At 72.9% G+C, this 14859-nt stretch carries 16 protein-coding genes; 10 read left to right on the forward strand and 6 right to left on the reverse strand.

Features of this window, described 5'->3' with window-relative positions:
- Positions 1-353: 353 nt before the first annotated feature.
- Both ACA361_RS00495 and ACA361_RS00500 read left to right on the forward strand, forming a co-directional pair.
- Entirely contained in the window at positions 354-1544 is a 1191-nt protein-coding gene (locus ACA361_RS00495; RefSeq protein ID WP_375009719.1) for an NADP-dependent malic enzyme, read from the forward strand.
- Positions 1545-1809: 265 nt separating this feature from the next.
- Positions 1810-2451, forward strand: coding sequence for a CGNR zinc finger domain-containing protein (locus ACA361_RS00500; protein ID WP_375009720.1), 642 nt, complete (start codon positions 1810-1812; stop codon positions 2449-2451).
- Here the strand turns inward: ACA361_RS00500 and sodX are convergent.
- The gene (gene sodX, locus ACA361_RS00505) at positions 2391-2741 is read right to left on the reverse strand and encodes a nickel-type superoxide dismutase maturation protease (RefSeq protein WP_375009721.1); all 351 of its coding nucleotides are present in this window, start codon (positions 2739-2741) and stop codon (positions 2391-2393) included. The genes ACA361_RS00500 and sodX overlap by 61 nt on opposite strands.
- 132 nt (positions 2742-2873) lie before the next feature.
- On the opposite strand from sodX, the gene sodN reads away from it, so the two are divergent.
- The 4 genes from sodN to ACA361_RS00525 all read left to right on the forward strand — a co-directional run bounded on the left by sodN (position 2874) and on the right by ACA361_RS00525 (position 5311).
- Positions 2874-3308 carry a superoxide dismutase, Ni gene (gene sodN / locus ACA361_RS00510; RefSeq protein ID WP_375009722.1) on the forward strand — a complete coding sequence of 145 codons (435 nt, stop codon included), beginning with the start codon at positions 2874-2876 and terminating at the stop codon, positions 3306-3308.
- Between the two features lie 66 nt (positions 3309-3374).
- Positions 3375-3845: a GNAT family N-acetyltransferase gene (locus tag ACA361_RS00515; RefSeq protein ID WP_375009723.1), complete on the forward strand. Its 471-nt coding sequence runs from the start codon at positions 3375-3377 to the stop codon at positions 3843-3845.
- Positions 3846-3992: 147 nt separating this feature from the next.
- The gene (locus ACA361_RS00520; RefSeq protein WP_366623675.1) at positions 3993-4421 is read left to right on the forward strand and encodes an anti-sigma factor; all 429 of its coding nucleotides are present in this window, start codon (positions 3993-3995) and stop codon (positions 4419-4421) included.
- Between the two features lie 158 nt (positions 4422-4579).
- The gene (locus ACA361_RS00525; RefSeq protein ID WP_149264974.1) at positions 4580-5311 is read left to right on the forward strand and encodes an RNA polymerase sigma factor SigF; all 732 of its coding nucleotides are present in this window, start codon (positions 4580-4582) and stop codon (positions 5309-5311) included.
- Positions 5312-5383: 72 nt separating this feature from the next.
- Here the strand turns inward: ACA361_RS00525 and ACA361_RS00530 are convergent, their stop codons facing one another.
- The gene (locus ACA361_RS00530) at positions 5384-5860 is read right to left on the reverse strand and encodes a hypothetical protein (RefSeq protein WP_375009724.1); all 477 of its coding nucleotides are present in this window, start codon (positions 5858-5860) and stop codon (positions 5384-5386) included.
- A 60-nt stretch (positions 5861-5920) separates the two neighbouring features.
- Here ACA361_RS00530 and ACA361_RS00535 point away from each other — a divergent pair, with 60 nt between their 5' ends.
- Positions 5921-6862, forward strand: coding sequence for a diacylglycerol/lipid kinase family protein (locus ACA361_RS00535; RefSeq protein WP_375009725.1), 942 nt, complete (start codon positions 5921-5923; stop codon positions 6860-6862).
- A gap of 292 nt (positions 6863-7154) precedes the next feature.
- Entirely contained in the window at positions 7155-7421 is a 267-nt protein-coding gene (locus ACA361_RS00540; RefSeq protein ID WP_375009726.1) for a WhiB family transcriptional regulator, read from the forward strand.
- A gap of 153 nt (positions 7422-7574) precedes the next feature.
- On the opposite strand, the gene ACA361_RS00545 is transcribed toward ACA361_RS00540, so the two are convergent.
- Positions 7575-9164, reverse strand: coding sequence for a sensor histidine kinase (locus ACA361_RS00545; protein WP_375009727.1), 1590 nt, complete (start codon positions 9162-9164; stop codon positions 7575-7577).
- A 77-nt stretch (positions 9165-9241) separates the two neighbouring features.
- Here ACA361_RS00545 and ACA361_RS00550 point away from each other — a divergent pair, with 77 nt between their 5' ends.
- Positions 9242-10402: an 8-amino-7-oxononanoate synthase gene (locus ACA361_RS00550; protein WP_375009728.1), complete on the forward strand. Its 1161-nt coding sequence runs from the start codon at positions 9242-9244 to the stop codon at positions 10400-10402.
- A 50-nt stretch (positions 10403-10452) separates the two neighbouring features.
- Positions 10453-11247 (forward strand): GntR family transcriptional regulator, encoded by a 795-nt coding sequence (locus ACA361_RS00555; RefSeq protein ID WP_375009729.1) that lies wholly within the window; start codon positions 10453-10455, stop codon positions 11245-11247.
- A 19-nt stretch (positions 11248-11266) separates the two neighbouring features.
- On the opposite strand, the gene ACA361_RS00560 is transcribed toward ACA361_RS00555, so the two are convergent.
- Genes ACA361_RS00560 through bioD form a run of 3 tightly spaced genes read right to left on the reverse strand, consistent with a single transcriptional unit; the run spans position 11267 to position 14780 of the window.
- Entirely contained in the window at positions 11267-12982 is a 1716-nt protein-coding gene (locus ACA361_RS00560; protein WP_375009730.1) for an amidohydrolase family protein, read from the reverse strand.
- A gap of 56 nt (positions 12983-13038) precedes the next feature.
- Positions 13039-14034, reverse strand: a complete 996-nt coding sequence (gene bioB, locus ACA361_RS00565) for a biotin synthase BioB (RefSeq protein ID WP_375009731.1) — start codon at positions 14032-14034, stop codon at positions 13039-13041.
- A 23-nt stretch (positions 14035-14057) separates the two neighbouring features.
- Entirely contained in the window at positions 14058-14780 is a 723-nt protein-coding gene (gene bioD, locus ACA361_RS00570; protein WP_375009732.1) for a dethiobiotin synthase, read from the reverse strand.
- Between the last annotated feature and the right edge of the window lie 79 nt (positions 14781-14859).

A 14859-nucleotide genomic window follows, 5' to 3' on the forward strand; every position in this document is an offset into this window, starting at 1 on the left:
CCCTCCAGTCTGGTATCGGTGGATCTCGGAGGATCCAAACGGTGTTGCATAGTTTTGCGTACACCGGGCGTGATCTGGATAAAGGCTCCGAAACAATCGGACAACAAGGCTATTCGGGCGGCCCCGTGCACCGACCAAGATCTTCTCACGTGTCGCACCGGAGTCATCACTCCGTGTCACGGACGTGACGGCCACCACCCCCCGCGGCCCATGGGCGGCGGGCCGTACTGTGGCACAATCGGACAACGGGTGACCCCCGTACGTCGCGAGATGCCCTCCAGGTGACCGGCCACCACACCACACCACCGCGGCGGCATCGCCCGAAATCCCACATTTCACTGACAGGGGTCGCTGTGGCTGCTGAGCCCAATTCCACCGAACCGCATTCTTACGACGACGATCCGGCGTTCCCGCTGCACCGCGGCGGCAAGCTGGAGGTCCGCTCGACCATCCCGGTGCGCGACAAGGACGACCTGTCCCTCGCGTACACCCCGGGCGTGGCGCGGGTCTGCACGGCCATCGCCGAGAACCCCGAGCTGGCCCACGAGTACACCTGGACCTCCAAGGTCGTCGCGGTCGTCACCGACGGCACCGCCGTCCTCGGCCTGGGCGACATCGGCCCGGCCGCCTCCATGCCCGTGATGGAGGGCAAGTCCCTCCTCTTCAAGGAGTTCGCCGGCGTCGACTCGGTCCCGATCGCGCTCGGCTGCACCGGCGTGGACGAGATCGTCGACACCGTGATCCGGATGGCCCCCAGCTTCGGCGGCATCAACCTCGAGGACATCAGCGCCCCGCGCTGCTTCGAGATCGAGGACCGGCTGCGCGCCGCCCTGGACATCCCGGTCTTCCACGACGACCAGCACGGCACCGCGATCGTCACGCTGGCGGCGCTCAAGAACGCCGCCCGGCTGACCGGCCGCCCGCTGTCCGAGCTGCGCGCCGTGGTCGCGGGCGCCGGCGCGTCCGGCGTGGCCGTGACCCGGATGCTGCTGAACGCCGGCATCGGCGACATCGCCGTCTCCGACAGCAAGGGCCTCATCTACGCCGGCCGGGACGGGCTCAACCCGATCAAGGAGGCGCTGGCCGCCGACACCAACAAGGCCGGGCTCAAGGGCTCCACGGAGGAGGCGCTGCGCGGCGCCGACGTGTTCATCGGCCTGTCCGGCAGCACCGTCCAGGAAGCCTGCGTCGCCACGATGGCCGAGGACGCGATCGTCTTCGCGCTGTCCAACCCCACCCCCGAGGTGGAGCCGGACGTGGCCCGCAAGCACGCCCGCGTCGTCGCCACCGGCCGCAGCGACCACCCCAACCAGATCAACAACGTGCTCGCGTTCCCCGGCATCTTCAAGGGCGCCCTGGAGGTCCGGGCGCACACGATCACCGAGGGCATGAAGCTCGCGGCGGCCGACGCGCTGGCCGCCATCGTGGGCGACGACCTGGCCCCCGACTACGTGATCCCCGGGCCGTTCGACGAGCGGGTCGCCCCCGCCGTCACCGCCGCGGTGGCCGAGCAGGCCCGCGCCGAGGGCGTCAACCGCATCTGATTTTCACGGGTTTCGGCCTGTGTCGCCTGGTTCAGGGCGACACAGGCCGTAATCATGTGCAAAGTCGACGATCACGGCAGACGTGGATAACCTGCGGCGACTCCCGCCTCTCAACCGTGATATTCCCGTCTTGTCACGCTCCGCACCGGACGATATTTCATATCGGCCGCGACATAGGCCGGGCCGATTCGACGTACAGGGTGTAATACTCGGCAGGGGGGAATGACCGTACGTCCGATCAGGGTCGACTCCGTCAGGAGTTCATGTGGACCTCGCCTCTTACGCCGACCTGGCGATCGAGCTCGTCAACACCCAGGACCGCGCCGGCGACGGCCTGCGCGACCTCCAGGGCCTCACCGCCCTGGTGGCGCAGAAGCCGCATCTGGGCGGCCGCGTCGGGCACCGCGACCTCGACACCATGCGCGGCCTGCGCGACCAGCTGCGGGCCATCTTCGCGGCCGCCGGCGCGGGCGACGAGGACGGCGCCGTCGAGCGCCTCAACTCGCTGCTCATCCAGCACCCGATCCACCCGCAGCTGTCCCGGCACGACGACCACGGCTGGCACGTGCACCTCAACGAGGCCGGCTCCATCCCCGACCGGTACGCCGCGCGCGCCGCGATGGGCCTGGCCGTCAAGATCGGCGAGCAGGGCATCGACCGGCTCGGCACCTGCCGCGCCGAGGGCTGCGGCCGGGTCTTCTTCGACACCACCGCCAACCGCTCGCGGCGCTACTGCTCCGACCGCTGCGCCGCGAGCCGGCACGGCGTGGCCGCCGCCGACCGCCCGCAGCAGCCCCGGGTGACCGAACCGCTGGTGGCCCACCGCAACGGCCGCCGGGGCCCCGGTCACGACGACGGCGCGGAGCGTCCCGCGGGGAACACCGCGAGCCGCGACGGCGGCCAGTAGCGCGCCACCACGCGCCCCACCACCAGCCGGTCCGGCACGGCGCCGAAGTCCCAGCTGTCCTGCCGGCCCGGCGCGCGCTGGTTGTCGCTCTCCAGCCACCAGCCGTCCCCGTCGCGGTGCGCCGCCCGCTTGACCGTCAGCAGCCCGTCCCGTTCCGGGTGGCGGGCCACCACCAGGTCGCCCGCGGTCACATGCGCGGCGCCGTACCGTACGAGCAGCAGGTCGCCCGGCCGCAGCGCGGGCAGCATCGACTCCCCCGCCACCGCCATCGCCCGAAGCGGAGACCGCACCTCGGCATACCTCGCCCTCTATCGGTGAGACAGGTCACAGGACCGGCCGGACCCCGCGGGTCCTAGGCCGAAATACCGAGCGCCCTGGCCGTACGGCGCCGGGGCCACAAGAGTAATGTCGGGGCCCTGAGCATGATCCGAAACGAGGGAAGGGAAACGCAGGTGCTCGTCAACCTTCTGCGTCCGAAGACCACGGTCTCCGCGCACTGCGACCTGCCGTGCGGTGTCTACGACCCGGCGCAGGCCCGCATCGAGGCCGAGTCCGTCAAGGCGATCTGCGAGAAGTACGCCGCGAACGAGGACCCGGTCTTCCGCGCACGCGCCATCAACATCAAGGAGCAGCGCTCCGAGCTGGTCAAGGAGCACCTGTGGGTGCTGTGGACCGACTACTTCAAGCCGCCGCACTTCGAGAAGTACCCCCAGCTCCACGAGCTGTTCAACAAGGCCACGAAGCTGGCCGGTGGCGGTGGCGGCACCAAGTCCAGCATGGACGTGGCGGTCGCCGAGGAGCTGCTGAGCAAGATCGCGGAGATCGACAAGATCTTCTGGGAGACCAAGCAGGGCTGACGCCCGCTCCAGGGGCCGCCCGTCCGCCGGGCGGCCCCTTTCCCGTCCCCGGATAGCCTGGCGGGCATGATTCGCCCTGCTACGCCCGACGACGTTCCCGCCATCCTGAAGCTCGTCCGCGACCTCGCCGAGTACGAGCGCGCCCTGCACGAGGTGAAGGCCACCGAGGAGGACCTGCGGGCGAGCCTGTTCGGGGACGACCCCAAGGTGTTCGCGCACGTGGCCGAGCACGAGGGCGAGGTCGCCGGCTTCGCGCTGTGGTTCCTGACGTTCTCCACCTGGCTCGGCCGCCACGGGATCTACCTGGAGGACCTGTACGTGGACCCGGCCGCCCGCGGGACCGGGCTCGGCCGGGCGCTGCTGGCCGAGCTGGCCCGGATCGCCGACGAGCGCGGGTACGGGCGGGTGGAGTGGGCCGTCCTCAACTGGAACACGCCGGCGATCGGCTTCTACGAGTCGCTCGGCGCCCGCCCGCAGGACGAGTGGACCACGTACAGGCTCACGGGGGACGCGCTGACGCGGCTCGCCCGCGGGTGATCTATTTCTCGGCGGGCCGGTGTTTGCCCTGCGACAACTGAGGTGTCCACGGACATTGCCGCCGAAGCCGCGCGCGCCGAAGTCTCCCAGAGGGCCGCGCAGGCGGTAGTTTCGAAGGAGCGGGACCCAATCCTGCGAGGGAGTGAAGTGACCGAGGAGACCGCGGCCATGCCGGCCGGTACGAAGTTGTCCGTGCGTGATGTGGTGACGGTGAAGCTGCCCGCCGCCGGTGCGTATCTTTCGGTTCTGAGAACCGCCACCGCGGGGCTCGCCGCCCGCCTCGACTTCACGCTGGACGAGATCGAGGACCTGCGGATCGCCGTCGACGAGGCGTGCGCGATGCTGCTCGCGCAGGCGGTGCCGGGAACCGATCTGACCTGCGAGTTCGAACTGACGGGAGAGGCGATGCGGATCGCGGTGTCGGTCCTCACCGTGGACGGCGCCGAGCCCAGCCGCGACACCTTCGCCTGGACGGTGCTGTCCTCGCTTGCCGGCGAGGTCGACGCCCAGGCGGGCGCGGACGACCGGGTCACCGTGACGCTGCAGAAGCGCCGCGGTACGGCGGGGGCCCCGTGACAGAGAAGACGACCGTGGCCAACGACGCGGGAAACGAGCGCGCCGGGAACGAGCCCGCCGAGGGCACCGAACCCGCCGAGCGCACTGAGCCCACCGAGCGGACCGAGCGCGCCGAGAGGACCGAGAGCGCCGTACCGGACCGTGCGCGCGCCCGCGCCCTGTTCGAGCGCCTGGCCGAGCTGCCCGAGGGCGACCCTGAGCGCCAGCGCATCCGCGACCAGCTGGTCGAGCTCCACCTGCCGCTGGTGGAGTACCTCGCCCGCCGGTTCCGCAACCGGGGCGAGTGGCTGGACGACCTGATCCAGGTCGCCACCATCGGCCTGATCAAGTCGATCGACCGCTTCGATCTGGAGCGCGGGGTGGAGTTCTCCACCTACGCGACGCCGACGATCGTGGGCGAGATCAAGCGGCACTTCCGCGACAAGGGCTGGGCCGTGCGGGTCCCGCGCCGGCTGCAGGAGCTGAAGCTCTCCCTGACCAAGGCGATCAGCGATCTCGCGCAGCGCGAGGGGCGGGCGCCGACGGTCAGCGAGCTGGCCGCGCACCTGCAGATGAGCGAGGAGGAGGTGCTGGAGGGACTGGAGTCGGCGAACGCCTACTCGACGGTCTCGCTGGACGCCCCCGACTCCGGCGACGAGGACGCGCCCGCGGTGGCCGACTCGCTCGGGATGGTCGACGAGTCGCTGGAGGGCGTGGAGTACCGCGAGTCCCTCAAGCCGCTGCTGGAGAAGCTGCCCGCCCGCGAGAAGAAGATCCTGCTGCTGCGCTTCTTCGGCAACATGACGCAGTCGCAGATCGCCGCCGAGCTGGGGATCTCGCAGATGCACGTATCCCGGCTGCTGGCCCGCACGCTGGCCCAGCTCCGCGAGGGGCTCACCGCCGACGAGTGAGCCGCAGGGGCGCCTGACAGCGCCCCGGAGGCGAACGGGCGGCACGAGTGACCGGCAGGCGGCCCCCGAAGATCAGGTGGGCCGCTTGCCGGTGTCCTGCTCCGGCCTTTCCTTGCCGGGCGCCGTGTCCGCCGCGCTCCCGGCGTCCGCCGGGGCTTCCTCGTCGCCGGGGTCGCCGGGGTCGCCGGGGCGTTCGACGAGCCAGTCGGTGCTGGGCGGGCTCAGGGCGAGCACCAGCGTCAGGACGGCGGCCAGGCCGAGGGGCACCGCCAGCAGCGGCTGCTCGCTCTGCCACAGCGACCACGCCACCGGCAGCGCGAAGAGCTGCGTGAGAACGGTGGGCGCGCGGCTCCACGGCTCGGCGCGGAGCAGGCCGCGCGCGCACGCGAGCATTCCGGCGCCGCCGGCCAGCGCCAGCACGGTGACCCCGATCGCGCTCGCGGGATCGACCGCCTCGCCGATGACCGTCTCGAAGCCGACGAAAAGGCCGAATCCGATCGCCGTGGCGCCCTCGGCGGCTTCCAGCGCGGCGGCGGCGTTCACGGTCATGGGGCGTTTCGTCACAACTCGAAACCCTACTCGCACCGGCGCGGTGGATACGCTTGCGCCGTGCGCGCGATGCTCATCGCCAACCCCAAGGCGACCTCGACCTCCCGGCGGGCCCGCGACCTGATGATGCGGGCCGTGTCCGGCGACCTCGACGTGGACCTCGCCGAGACCGGCCACCGCGGCCACGCCGTCGAACTGGCCCGCCAGGCGGCGGTGGAGCGCTACGACGTCGTGGTGGCCGTGGGCGGCGACGGCACGGTCAACGAGGTCGTGAACGGCCTGCTGGCCAAGGGGCCGTCCCCCGACCTGCCCGCGCTGGCGGTGCTGCCGTGCGGGAGCGCGAACGTGTTCGCGCGGGCCGTCGGGCTGCCGGGCGAGCCGGTGGGCGCGACCCGCGCCCTGCTGGAGGCGCTGCGGGCGGGCCGGCACCGGACGGTCGGCCTGGCCACCGCCTGCCGGCCGGGCGAGGCCGAGCGGTACTTCACGTTCAGCGCGGGCGTGGGGCTGGACGCGGAGGTCGTCCGCGAGGTGGAACGGCGGCGGCTCGCGGGTGCCAGGGCCGATCCGTCGCTGTACGTGCGCGCCGCAGTCCGGCAATTCTTCGCCGGCACGGAACGGCGCCGGCCGCCGCTGACCGTGGAAGTGCCGGGCCGGCCGACGATTTCCGGGCTCTTTCTCGCGTTCGTCAGCAATACCTCGCCGTGGACATTCCTGGGTCCCTATCCGGTGAATCCGAGTCCGCGCGCGCAGTTCGGGCGCGGGCTGGATGTGTTCGGGATGCGCTCGATGGACGTGGCCCCGGTGCTGGGCGCGCTGGCCGGGATGCTGACCGCGCGGTCCCGCCCCGTGCGCGGCAGGGACGTTCTCAACCTGCACGATGCGGCCCAGGTCACACTGCATGCCGACCGTCCGATGGCGTTCCAGCTGGACGGCGAGTACCTGGGCGAGTGCGAGACCATCACGTTCCGATCGGTGCCGAAGGCGGTACGGATCGTCATATGAGGTCGACGCGGGTGTTGTTTAACCGGAAAGCAACATCGCCGACCCACTGATGTGACACATGCGACATCCATACTTCGAGAAACAGTTCTCCAAGGTCTTGCGTCTGGTGACAGCCCCCTGACACGCTCAAAGTGCGTTCGCCGACGGGAAGCCCTGCGCAGTCCGCCTCCTGATCGCCGCGTCGCACCGACTTCCGTCCCGCGGCCCCCACCCAGCGGCTCGGGCGGTCGTGACATGTGAACCAGTTCACAAGTGGAGTCGTCTTCCTCCACCTGACGAAGGAGTGGACCGCATGGACTGGCGCCACCGCGCAGCCTGCCGTGACGTGGACCCCGAGCTGTTCTTCCCGATCGGCAACACCGGGCCCGCGATCCTGCAGATCGAAGAGGCCAAGCAGGTATGCCGCCGCTGCGACGTCAGCGACGCCTGCCTCGCCTGGGCCCTGGAGTCCGGCCAGGACTCCGGCGTCTGGGGCGGCATGGGCGAGGACGAGCGCCGCGCCCTCAAGCGCCGCGCCGCCCGCATGCGCGCCCGCGCCAACATGAACGCCACCGCCTGACCCGCACCCCCGTACGGTCCACTCCTCCGAAGACGCAGGAGCCCGGCCGGAGCGGCGCCCGCTTCCGAACCCCCGGGTCGGAAAGCCCCGCGCCCCGGCGGCACACCCGGCGCCCATGGCCACGCCATGGGCGCTCGGCGTCGCGGGCCCCGGTCACGGGCGCGGCGCCCCCGGCCGGCGCTGCTCCAGCGGCACGTCCACCACGACCTCGGTGCCCCCGGCCGGCCGCCGCCGGAAGTCCAGCCGGCCGCCCAGCTCCCCGACGATCAGGGTCCGGACGATCTGCAGCCCCAGGCTGTCGGTGCTCTCCACGTCGAAGTCGGCGGGCAGCCCGACCCCGTCGTCGGACACCACCACGGCCAGCCGCGGCGCCGCCGCCTCCTCCTCCTGCTGCTGCTCCCCCTCTTCCTCCTCGTACCGGTGCGCCACGACCTCCAGGGTCCCGAACCGGTTGGACAGGCCGTGCTCCAGCGCGTTCTGCAGCAGCTCGGTCAGCGCCATCGCCAGCGGCGTCGCCACCTCCGCCGACAGCACCCCGAAGCTCCCCGTCCGCTTGGGCGCGACCCGCGTCTCCGGCGTCGACACCTCCCCCGCCATCATGATCACGCGGTCGGCGATGTCATCGAAGTCGATCAGCTCGTCCGGGGTGAGGGACAGCGTCTCGTGCACGATCGCGATCGAGCCGACGCGCCGTACCGCCTCGTCCAGCGCGGCCCGGCCCTCCGGGATCTGGAGCCGCCGGGCCTGGAGGCGCAGCAGCGCCGCCACCGTCTGGAGGTTGTTCTTCACCCGGTGGTGGATCTCCCGGATGGTGGCGTCCTTGGTCATCAGCTCGCGGTCCCGCCACCGCAGCTCGGTCACGTCCCGGCACAGCACCACCGCGCCGATCCGCGTCCCGCCGACCACCAGCGGGATCGTCCGCAGCTGCATCACCGAACCGCGCGTCTCCACCTCCACCTCGCGCGGCGCGCGGCCGCTCAGCACCGCCGTCAGCGCCTCCTCCAGCGGCTCGCCGGTGTCGCACAGCCGGGTCGTCACCGCGCCCAGCGACTCCCCCACCAGGTCGGCCGGGAACCCCAGCCGCCGGTACGCCGACTGCGCGTTCGGGCTCGCGTAGGTGACCCGTCCCGCCCGGTCCAGCCTGATCAGCCCGTCCCCGACGCGCGGCGACCGGACCATGTTCGGCTCCTCGCCCGGAACCGGGAACCGCCCCTCCGCGATCATCTGCGCGAGGTCGCTCGCGCTCTGCAGGTACGTCAGCTCCAGCCGGCTCGGCGTCCGCGCCGAGCTGAGGTTCGTGCTCCGCTGGATGACGCCGAGGAGCTTCACGCCGCGCCGTACGGGGATCGACTCCTCCCGCACCGGGATGCCGCTCCCCCACTCCGGATCGCCCTCCCGGACGATCCGGCGCTCCCGCCACGCCACGTCGATCAGCCCGCGCCGCCCGGTCCGCACGATCTTGCCGACCAGGTCCTCCGGGTAGGCCGTCGGCCCCGTCGTCGGGCGCATCTGCGCGATCGCCACCCACCCGTGCACCGCCCCCGGCACCCCGGGATCCCGCCGCCGCGACGCCGCCTCCGCCGGCGGCAGCGCGTCCGGCGACCGCAGCGGGACCCAGAGCAGCAGGTCGGCGAACGACAGGTCGGCCAGCAGCTGCCAGTCCGAGACCAGCGCGTGCAGCCACTCAAGGTCGGCATCGGTGAGATCGGTGTGATCCCGCACCAGATCACTCAACGTAGGCACGGTTCATTATGGGGGGGACGCCCCGCTGCCCCCGCCCCGGCGGGGGGCTCGGCCGGCGCGGCTGGCAGGATTCGTGCATGCGTCCCCCTGACCCTCTCGCGCGGCTGCGGGCCGCCACGGCACGGCGCGAACGGGCGGGGCTGCGGCGGCGGCTGCGGGCCCGTACCGGCGACCATGACGGGCTCATCGACCTCGCCTCCAACGACTACCTCGGGCTGGCGCGCGATCCGCGGCTGGTCGCGGGGGCCACGGCGGCGGCCCGGGAGTACGGGGCCGGGTCGACCGGGTCACGGCTCGTCACCGGGACGACCGAGCTGCACGCGGAGCTGGACCGGCGGCTGGCGGCGCTCACCGGCAGCGCCGCGGGGCTCGTGTTCTCCTCCGGTTTCCTGGCGAACCTGGGCGCGGTGGCGGGGCTGGCGGGGGCGGCCGACCTGGTGGTGTCCGACCAGGTCAACCATGCCTCGATCGTGGACGCGTGCCGGCTGTCCCGCTCCCGGGTCGTGATCGTCCCGCACCGGGACGTGGCCGCGGTCGAGCGCGCCCTGGCCGAGCGGGACGAGGAGCACGCGCTGGTCGTCACCGACGCCGTGTTCTCCGTGGACGGCGACCTGGCGCCGCTGGCCGGGCTGCACCGCGCCGTGCGGGCCCACGGCGCGCTGCTGGTGATCGACGAGGCGCACGCGCTGGGCGTCGTCGGGGAGCGGGGGCAGGGCGCCGCGCACGCCGCGGGGCTGGCCGGCGAGCCCGACGTGGTGCTGACGCTGACGCTGTCCAAGGCGCTCGGCTCCCAGGGCGGTGCGGTCCTCGGGGCGCCCGAGGTGATCGAGACGCTGGTGGACACGGGGCGCGCGTTCATCTTCGACACGGGCCTGAACCCGCCCGCCGTGGGCGCCGCGCTGGCCGCGCTGGACGTCCTGGACGAGGAGCCCGGCCTGCCCGCCCGGGCCCGCGACCGGGCCCGCCGCATGGCGGGGATCGCCGCCGGGCTGGGGCTGGAGACCACCGAGGAGCCCGCCGCCGCGGTCGTCCCCGTGGTCCTGGGCGAGCCGGAGGCGGCCGTACGGGCCGCGGAGATCTGCGCCGAGGCCGGTGCACGGGTCGGCTGCTTCCGGCCGCCCTCCGTGCCCAAGGGACGCGCCTGCCTGCGGCTCACCGCCCGCGCCACCGTCGGCGAGGCGGACCTCACAGCGCTGGGGCGGGCTCTCTCGGCCGTCGCCGGGCTGCACCGACCATAATCTTCATAGTTAACATCGGGGACAACCGATGATGAACGTGAGGAGAGACCGTGACGGAGGTCAGGGGCGGGCCCCGGCACGGGGGCGGGTACGAGCGCGCGCCGCTCGGCGACATCGGCAAGCACCGCTCGGTCCAGGCGCCCCGCATCCCCAAGTACTACAAGCTGAAAGAGCTGCTGGTCGAGCTGATCCAGTCGCTCCCGCCGGGCAGCCCGCTGCCGCCCGAGCGCACGCTGGCCGAGAAGTACGAGACGTCCCGCACGACCGTCCGGCAGGCCCTGGCCGAGCTGGTCGTCGAGGGCCGGCTCCAGCGCATCCAGGGCAAGGGCACGTTCGTCGCGAAGCCGAAGGTCTCCCAGGAGCTCCAGCTGGTCAGCTACACCGAGGACATGCGCCACCACGGCCTGCGCCCGGAGACCCGCATCCTGGAGATCGGGTACGTCTCCGCCGACGAGCGGCTGGCCACCCTGCTCGGCATCCGCCCGGGCGGCCGGGTCCTGCGGATCCACCGCCTCCGGCTGGCCGACGGCGAGGCCATGTCGATCGACACCTCGCACCTGCCGGCCCGCCGCTTCCCCGGCCTGCGCCGCGAGCTGCCCCGGCACCACTCCCTGTACGAGACGCTGGCCACCGCGTACGACGTCCACCTCACCGAGGCCGAGGAGACGATCGAGACGGTCCTGGCGACCCCGCACGACGCCCAGCTCCTGGCCGTGGACGTCGGCCTGCCGCTCCTGCTGCTGTCCCGGCACGCCTTCGACGCCACCGGCCAGCCCGTCGAGTGGGCCCAGTCGCTCTACCGCGGCGACCGGTACAAGTTCATCACCCGCCTCCGCCGCGACTGAGCCCGGCCGCGCGGGCGGGTCAGGCGCGGGCGCCGCGGACCAGGCGGCCGGGGAGGTCGCCGGTGGGCTCGCCGTCGGCGAAGGTCTGGACGCCGGAGACGAAGGTGGCCAGGTAGCCGTCGGCGCGCTGGATCAGGCGGCGCCCGCCGGCGGGGAGGTCGTGGACCATCTCGGGGCGGCGCAGGGCCACCCGGTCGTGGTCGATCAGGTTGAGGTCGGCCTTCATGCCGGGGGCGATGACGCCGCGGTCGGCCAGGCCGTACAGGCGGGCGGTGTCGCGGGTCATCATCCGGACGACGTGCTCCAGCGGCAGCGTCGCGCCGCGGGTGCGGTCGCGGGCCCAGTGGCTCAGCATCGTGGTCGGCATGGAGGCGTCGCAGATGAAGCCGCAGTGGGCGCCGCCGTCGCCGAGGCCGAGGACGGCGCGCGGGTGGGTGAGCATCTCGCGCTGGGCGTCCAGGTCGTTCGCGGCGTAGTTGAGGAGCGGCATCAGCAGGACGTTGCGGCCGTCGTCCTCCAGCAGCAGGTCGTACAGCAGTTCCATCGGGTCGCGGCCGGCCGCCGCCGCGCGGGCCGCCACGGACGTCTCGGGGGCGGGCTCGTAGTCGGGGCGCTCGGCGGCGAGGGGGAACAGCCGCTCGGGGAAGCCCCGCACCATCGAGGCGAGCAGGTCGTCGCCGGGCTTCTCGGCGAGGATGCGCCGCTTGGTCTCGGGGCGGCGCATCCGGGCGACGCGTTCGGCGCGCGGCAGCAGCGCGATCTCCATGTACGCCGGGTGGTCGCCGAACGCGTGCAGCGACTCCAGTGAGATGAGCATGCCGAACGGGCGGCACGCGACCTGCGGGTACAGCCGGGCGCCGGCGGCGGCCGACAGGTCGAGCAGCTCGCGCCACATGTCGGGGACGGCGTCGATCTGCAGGAGCGCGAACGACACGGGCCGGCCGATGGCGGCCGAGAGCCGCCGCATCCAGGCGACCTCCTTGGGCGGGGCGTTGACGTCCTCGCCGGCGGCTCCGGCCGGGGCGATCTCGTACACGCCGGTGCCGAGCTCGCGGAGCGCCTCGCCGATGCCGAACAGCTCGTCCTCGGCGGCGAACGTGCCGGGGACGGGCTCGCCGTCGATGGCGGTGTGGGCGAGGGTGCGGGAGGTGGAGAAGCCGAGCGCGCCGGCGGCGACGCCCTCCTTGACGATCGCCTTCATGGCGGCGATGTCGGCGGCGGTGGCGGGCTCGTTGCGGGCGCCGCGCTCGCCCATGACGTACGCGCGGACCGCGCCGTGCGGGACCTGCGTGCCGACGTCCATGGTCCGGGGCCTGGCGTCGAGGGCGTCCAGGAACTCGGGGAAGCTCTCCCACTCCCAGGTGATGCCCTCGGCGAGCGCGGTGCCGGGGATGTCCTCGACGCCCTCCATCAGCCCGATGAGCCAGTCGTGCCGGTCGCGGGCGGCGGGCGCGAAGCCGACCCCGCAGTTGCCCATGACGACGGTGGTGACGCCGTGCAGGGAGGACGGGGCGAGCTGCGAGTCCCAGGTGGCCTGGCCGTCGTAGTGCGTGTGGATGTCGACGAAGCCGGGGGTCAGCAGCGCGCCGTCCGCGTCGACGGTACGGCGCGCCGGCCCGGCCGGCCGGGGCCCGACCTCGGTGATCCGCCCGCCGGTGACGGCGACGTCGGCGCCGTAGGGGGCCGCGCCCGTGCCGTCGACGACGCGGGCGTTCCTGATGAGCAGGTCCTTCATGGTGCCCTCCTCGGCCTCCCGCCGAGGCTAACCCGGACACCAAGCAAGCGGTAGGTCTAAAGGGTCCTGGAGAGGGCCTTGATGGGCATCTGGAGCTCGGTGAGGAGGTCCAGGTCCTTCTCGGCCGGGCGGCCAAGGGTGGTCAGGTAGTTGCCGACGATGATGGCGTTGATGCCGCCGAGCATGCCGTCGCGGGTGCCGAGGTCGCCGAGGGTGAGCTCGCGGCCGCCGGCGTACCGCAGGATCGTGCGGGGCAGGGCCAGCCGGAACGCGGCGATGGTCTTGAGGGCCTCGGCGCCCTCGACCAGGGGGTGGTCGGCGAACGGGGTGCCGGGGCGGGGGGCCAGGAAGTTCAGCGGGACCTCGTCGGGCTCCAGCTCGGCCAGCTGGCCGGCGAACTCGGCGCGCTGCTCGACGGTCTCGCCCATGCCGATGATGCCGCCGCAGCACACCTCCATGCCGGCCTCCTTGACCATGCGGAGGGTGTCCCAGCGCTCCTCCCAGCTGTGCGTGGTGACGACGCTGGGGAAGTGCGAGCGGGCGGTCTCCAGGTTGTGGTTGTAGCGGTGCACGCCCATCTCGGTGAGCTCGTCCACCTGCTCCTGGGTGAGCATGCCGAGCGAGCACGCGATGTTGATGTCGACGGCCGCGTTGATCGCGTCGATCCCCGCGCGGACCTGCTGCATGAGGCGCTCGTCCGGCCCGCGCACGGCGGCGACGATGCAGAACTCGGTGGCGCCGGTCTTCGCGGTCTCCTTGGCGGCCTCGACGAGCTCGGGGATGTTCAGCCAGACCGCGCGGACCGGGGAGGTGAACTGGCCCGACTGGGAGCAGAAATGGCAGTCCTCGGGGCAGCCGCCGGTCTTGAGGGAGACGATGCCCTCCACCTCGACCTCGGGACCGCACCAGCGCATCCGGACCTCGTGGGCGAGCGCGAGCAGCTCCTCCAGCCGGTCGTCGGGCAGGGTCAGGCATTCCAGCACCTGGCCGCCGGAAAGGCCGCGGCCCTCCTCCAGCACCTGCCGCCGCGCCGTTTCGAGGATGTCGCTCACGGGATCTCCTTTGTGGGGTGGCTTCACGTTAGGGGGTCGTGGTCGGCGCGGAAGACGGCGGGGTCGAACGTCCCGCCGAACGGGGGCGCCAGCGCGGCGTGCGCGGCGAGCAGGAACTCGGCGGGTTCGAGGGAGCCGGCGCCGGCCGGGAGCGCGCCGGCCAGCGGGCGCGCCGCGATCGTCTCCAGGTCGCGGACGTTGCTGCGCATGGCGAGGTCGGGCTTCTCCGGCCACTCGCCGATGACGACGCCCGCGGGCTGCACGCCGCGGTGCGCCATCGCCTCCAGGGTCAGCGCCGTGTGGTTGAGCGTGCCGAGGTCGGGCCGGGCCACCACGACGACGGCCGCGCCGAGCCAGCGGGCCAGGTCGGCGACCGTGGTCCCCTCCTCGTCGTAGCGGACGAGGAGGCCGCCGGCGCCCTCGACCAGGACGAGGTCGCGGGTCTCGCCCAGCTCGCGGACGCGTTCGGCGACGTCGGTGAGGCGGAGGGGCGGCAGGCCCGCGTGGCGGGCGGCCGCGGCGGGCGACAGCGGATCGGGGAAGCGGGCGTACTCGTGCAGGTCCCGCACGCCCGCCAGCCGGCGGACGTCGTCGAGGTCGCCGGGCTCGCCCGGCGCCACCCCGGTCTGGCCGGGCTTCACCACGGCCACGGCCGCGCCGCGGGCCGCCGCCAGCGCCGCCAGGGCGGCGGTGACGATCGTCTTGCCGACCCCGGTGCAGGTCCCGGTCACCACGAGCACGCTCACGAGCGGCACCCTAGTACGGCGCCGCCGGGCCGGGCCCGCGCGGAACCGACAGGGTTGACGGCCCGGTTTTTGTACGGGC

This window comes from Actinomadura sp. 21ATH, assembly GCF_041951345.1.
GTDB lineage: Bacteria > Actinomycetota > Actinomycetes > Streptosporangiales > Streptosporangiaceae > Spirillospora.

Bases quoted from the DNA above. Each gene is read 5' to 3' on its own strand.
- sodN (WP_375009722.1), top strand. From the start codon at position 2,874: ATGATCCGAAACGAGGGAAGGGAAACGCAGGTGCTCGTCAACCTTCTG.
- ACA361_RS00550 (WP_375009728.1), top strand. From the start codon at position 9,242: ATGCGTCCCCCTGACCCTCTCGCGCGGCTGCGGGCCGCCACGGCACGG.
- ACA361_RS00560 (WP_375009730.1), bottom strand. From the start codon at position 12,982: ATGAAGGACCTGCTCATCAGGAACGCCCGCGTCGTCGACGGCACGGGC.
- ACA361_RS00530 (WP_375009724.1), bottom strand. From the start codon at position 5,860: ATGACCGTGAACGCCGCCGCCGCGCTGGAAGCCGCCGAGGGCGCCACG.
- ACA361_RS00540 (WP_375009726.1), top strand. From the start codon at position 7,155: ATGGACTGGCGCCACCGCGCAGCCTGCCGTGACGTGGACCCCGAGCTG.
- ACA361_RS00515 (WP_375009723.1), top strand. From the start codon at position 3,375: ATGATTCGCCCTGCTACGCCCGACGACGTTCCCGCCATCCTGAAGCTC.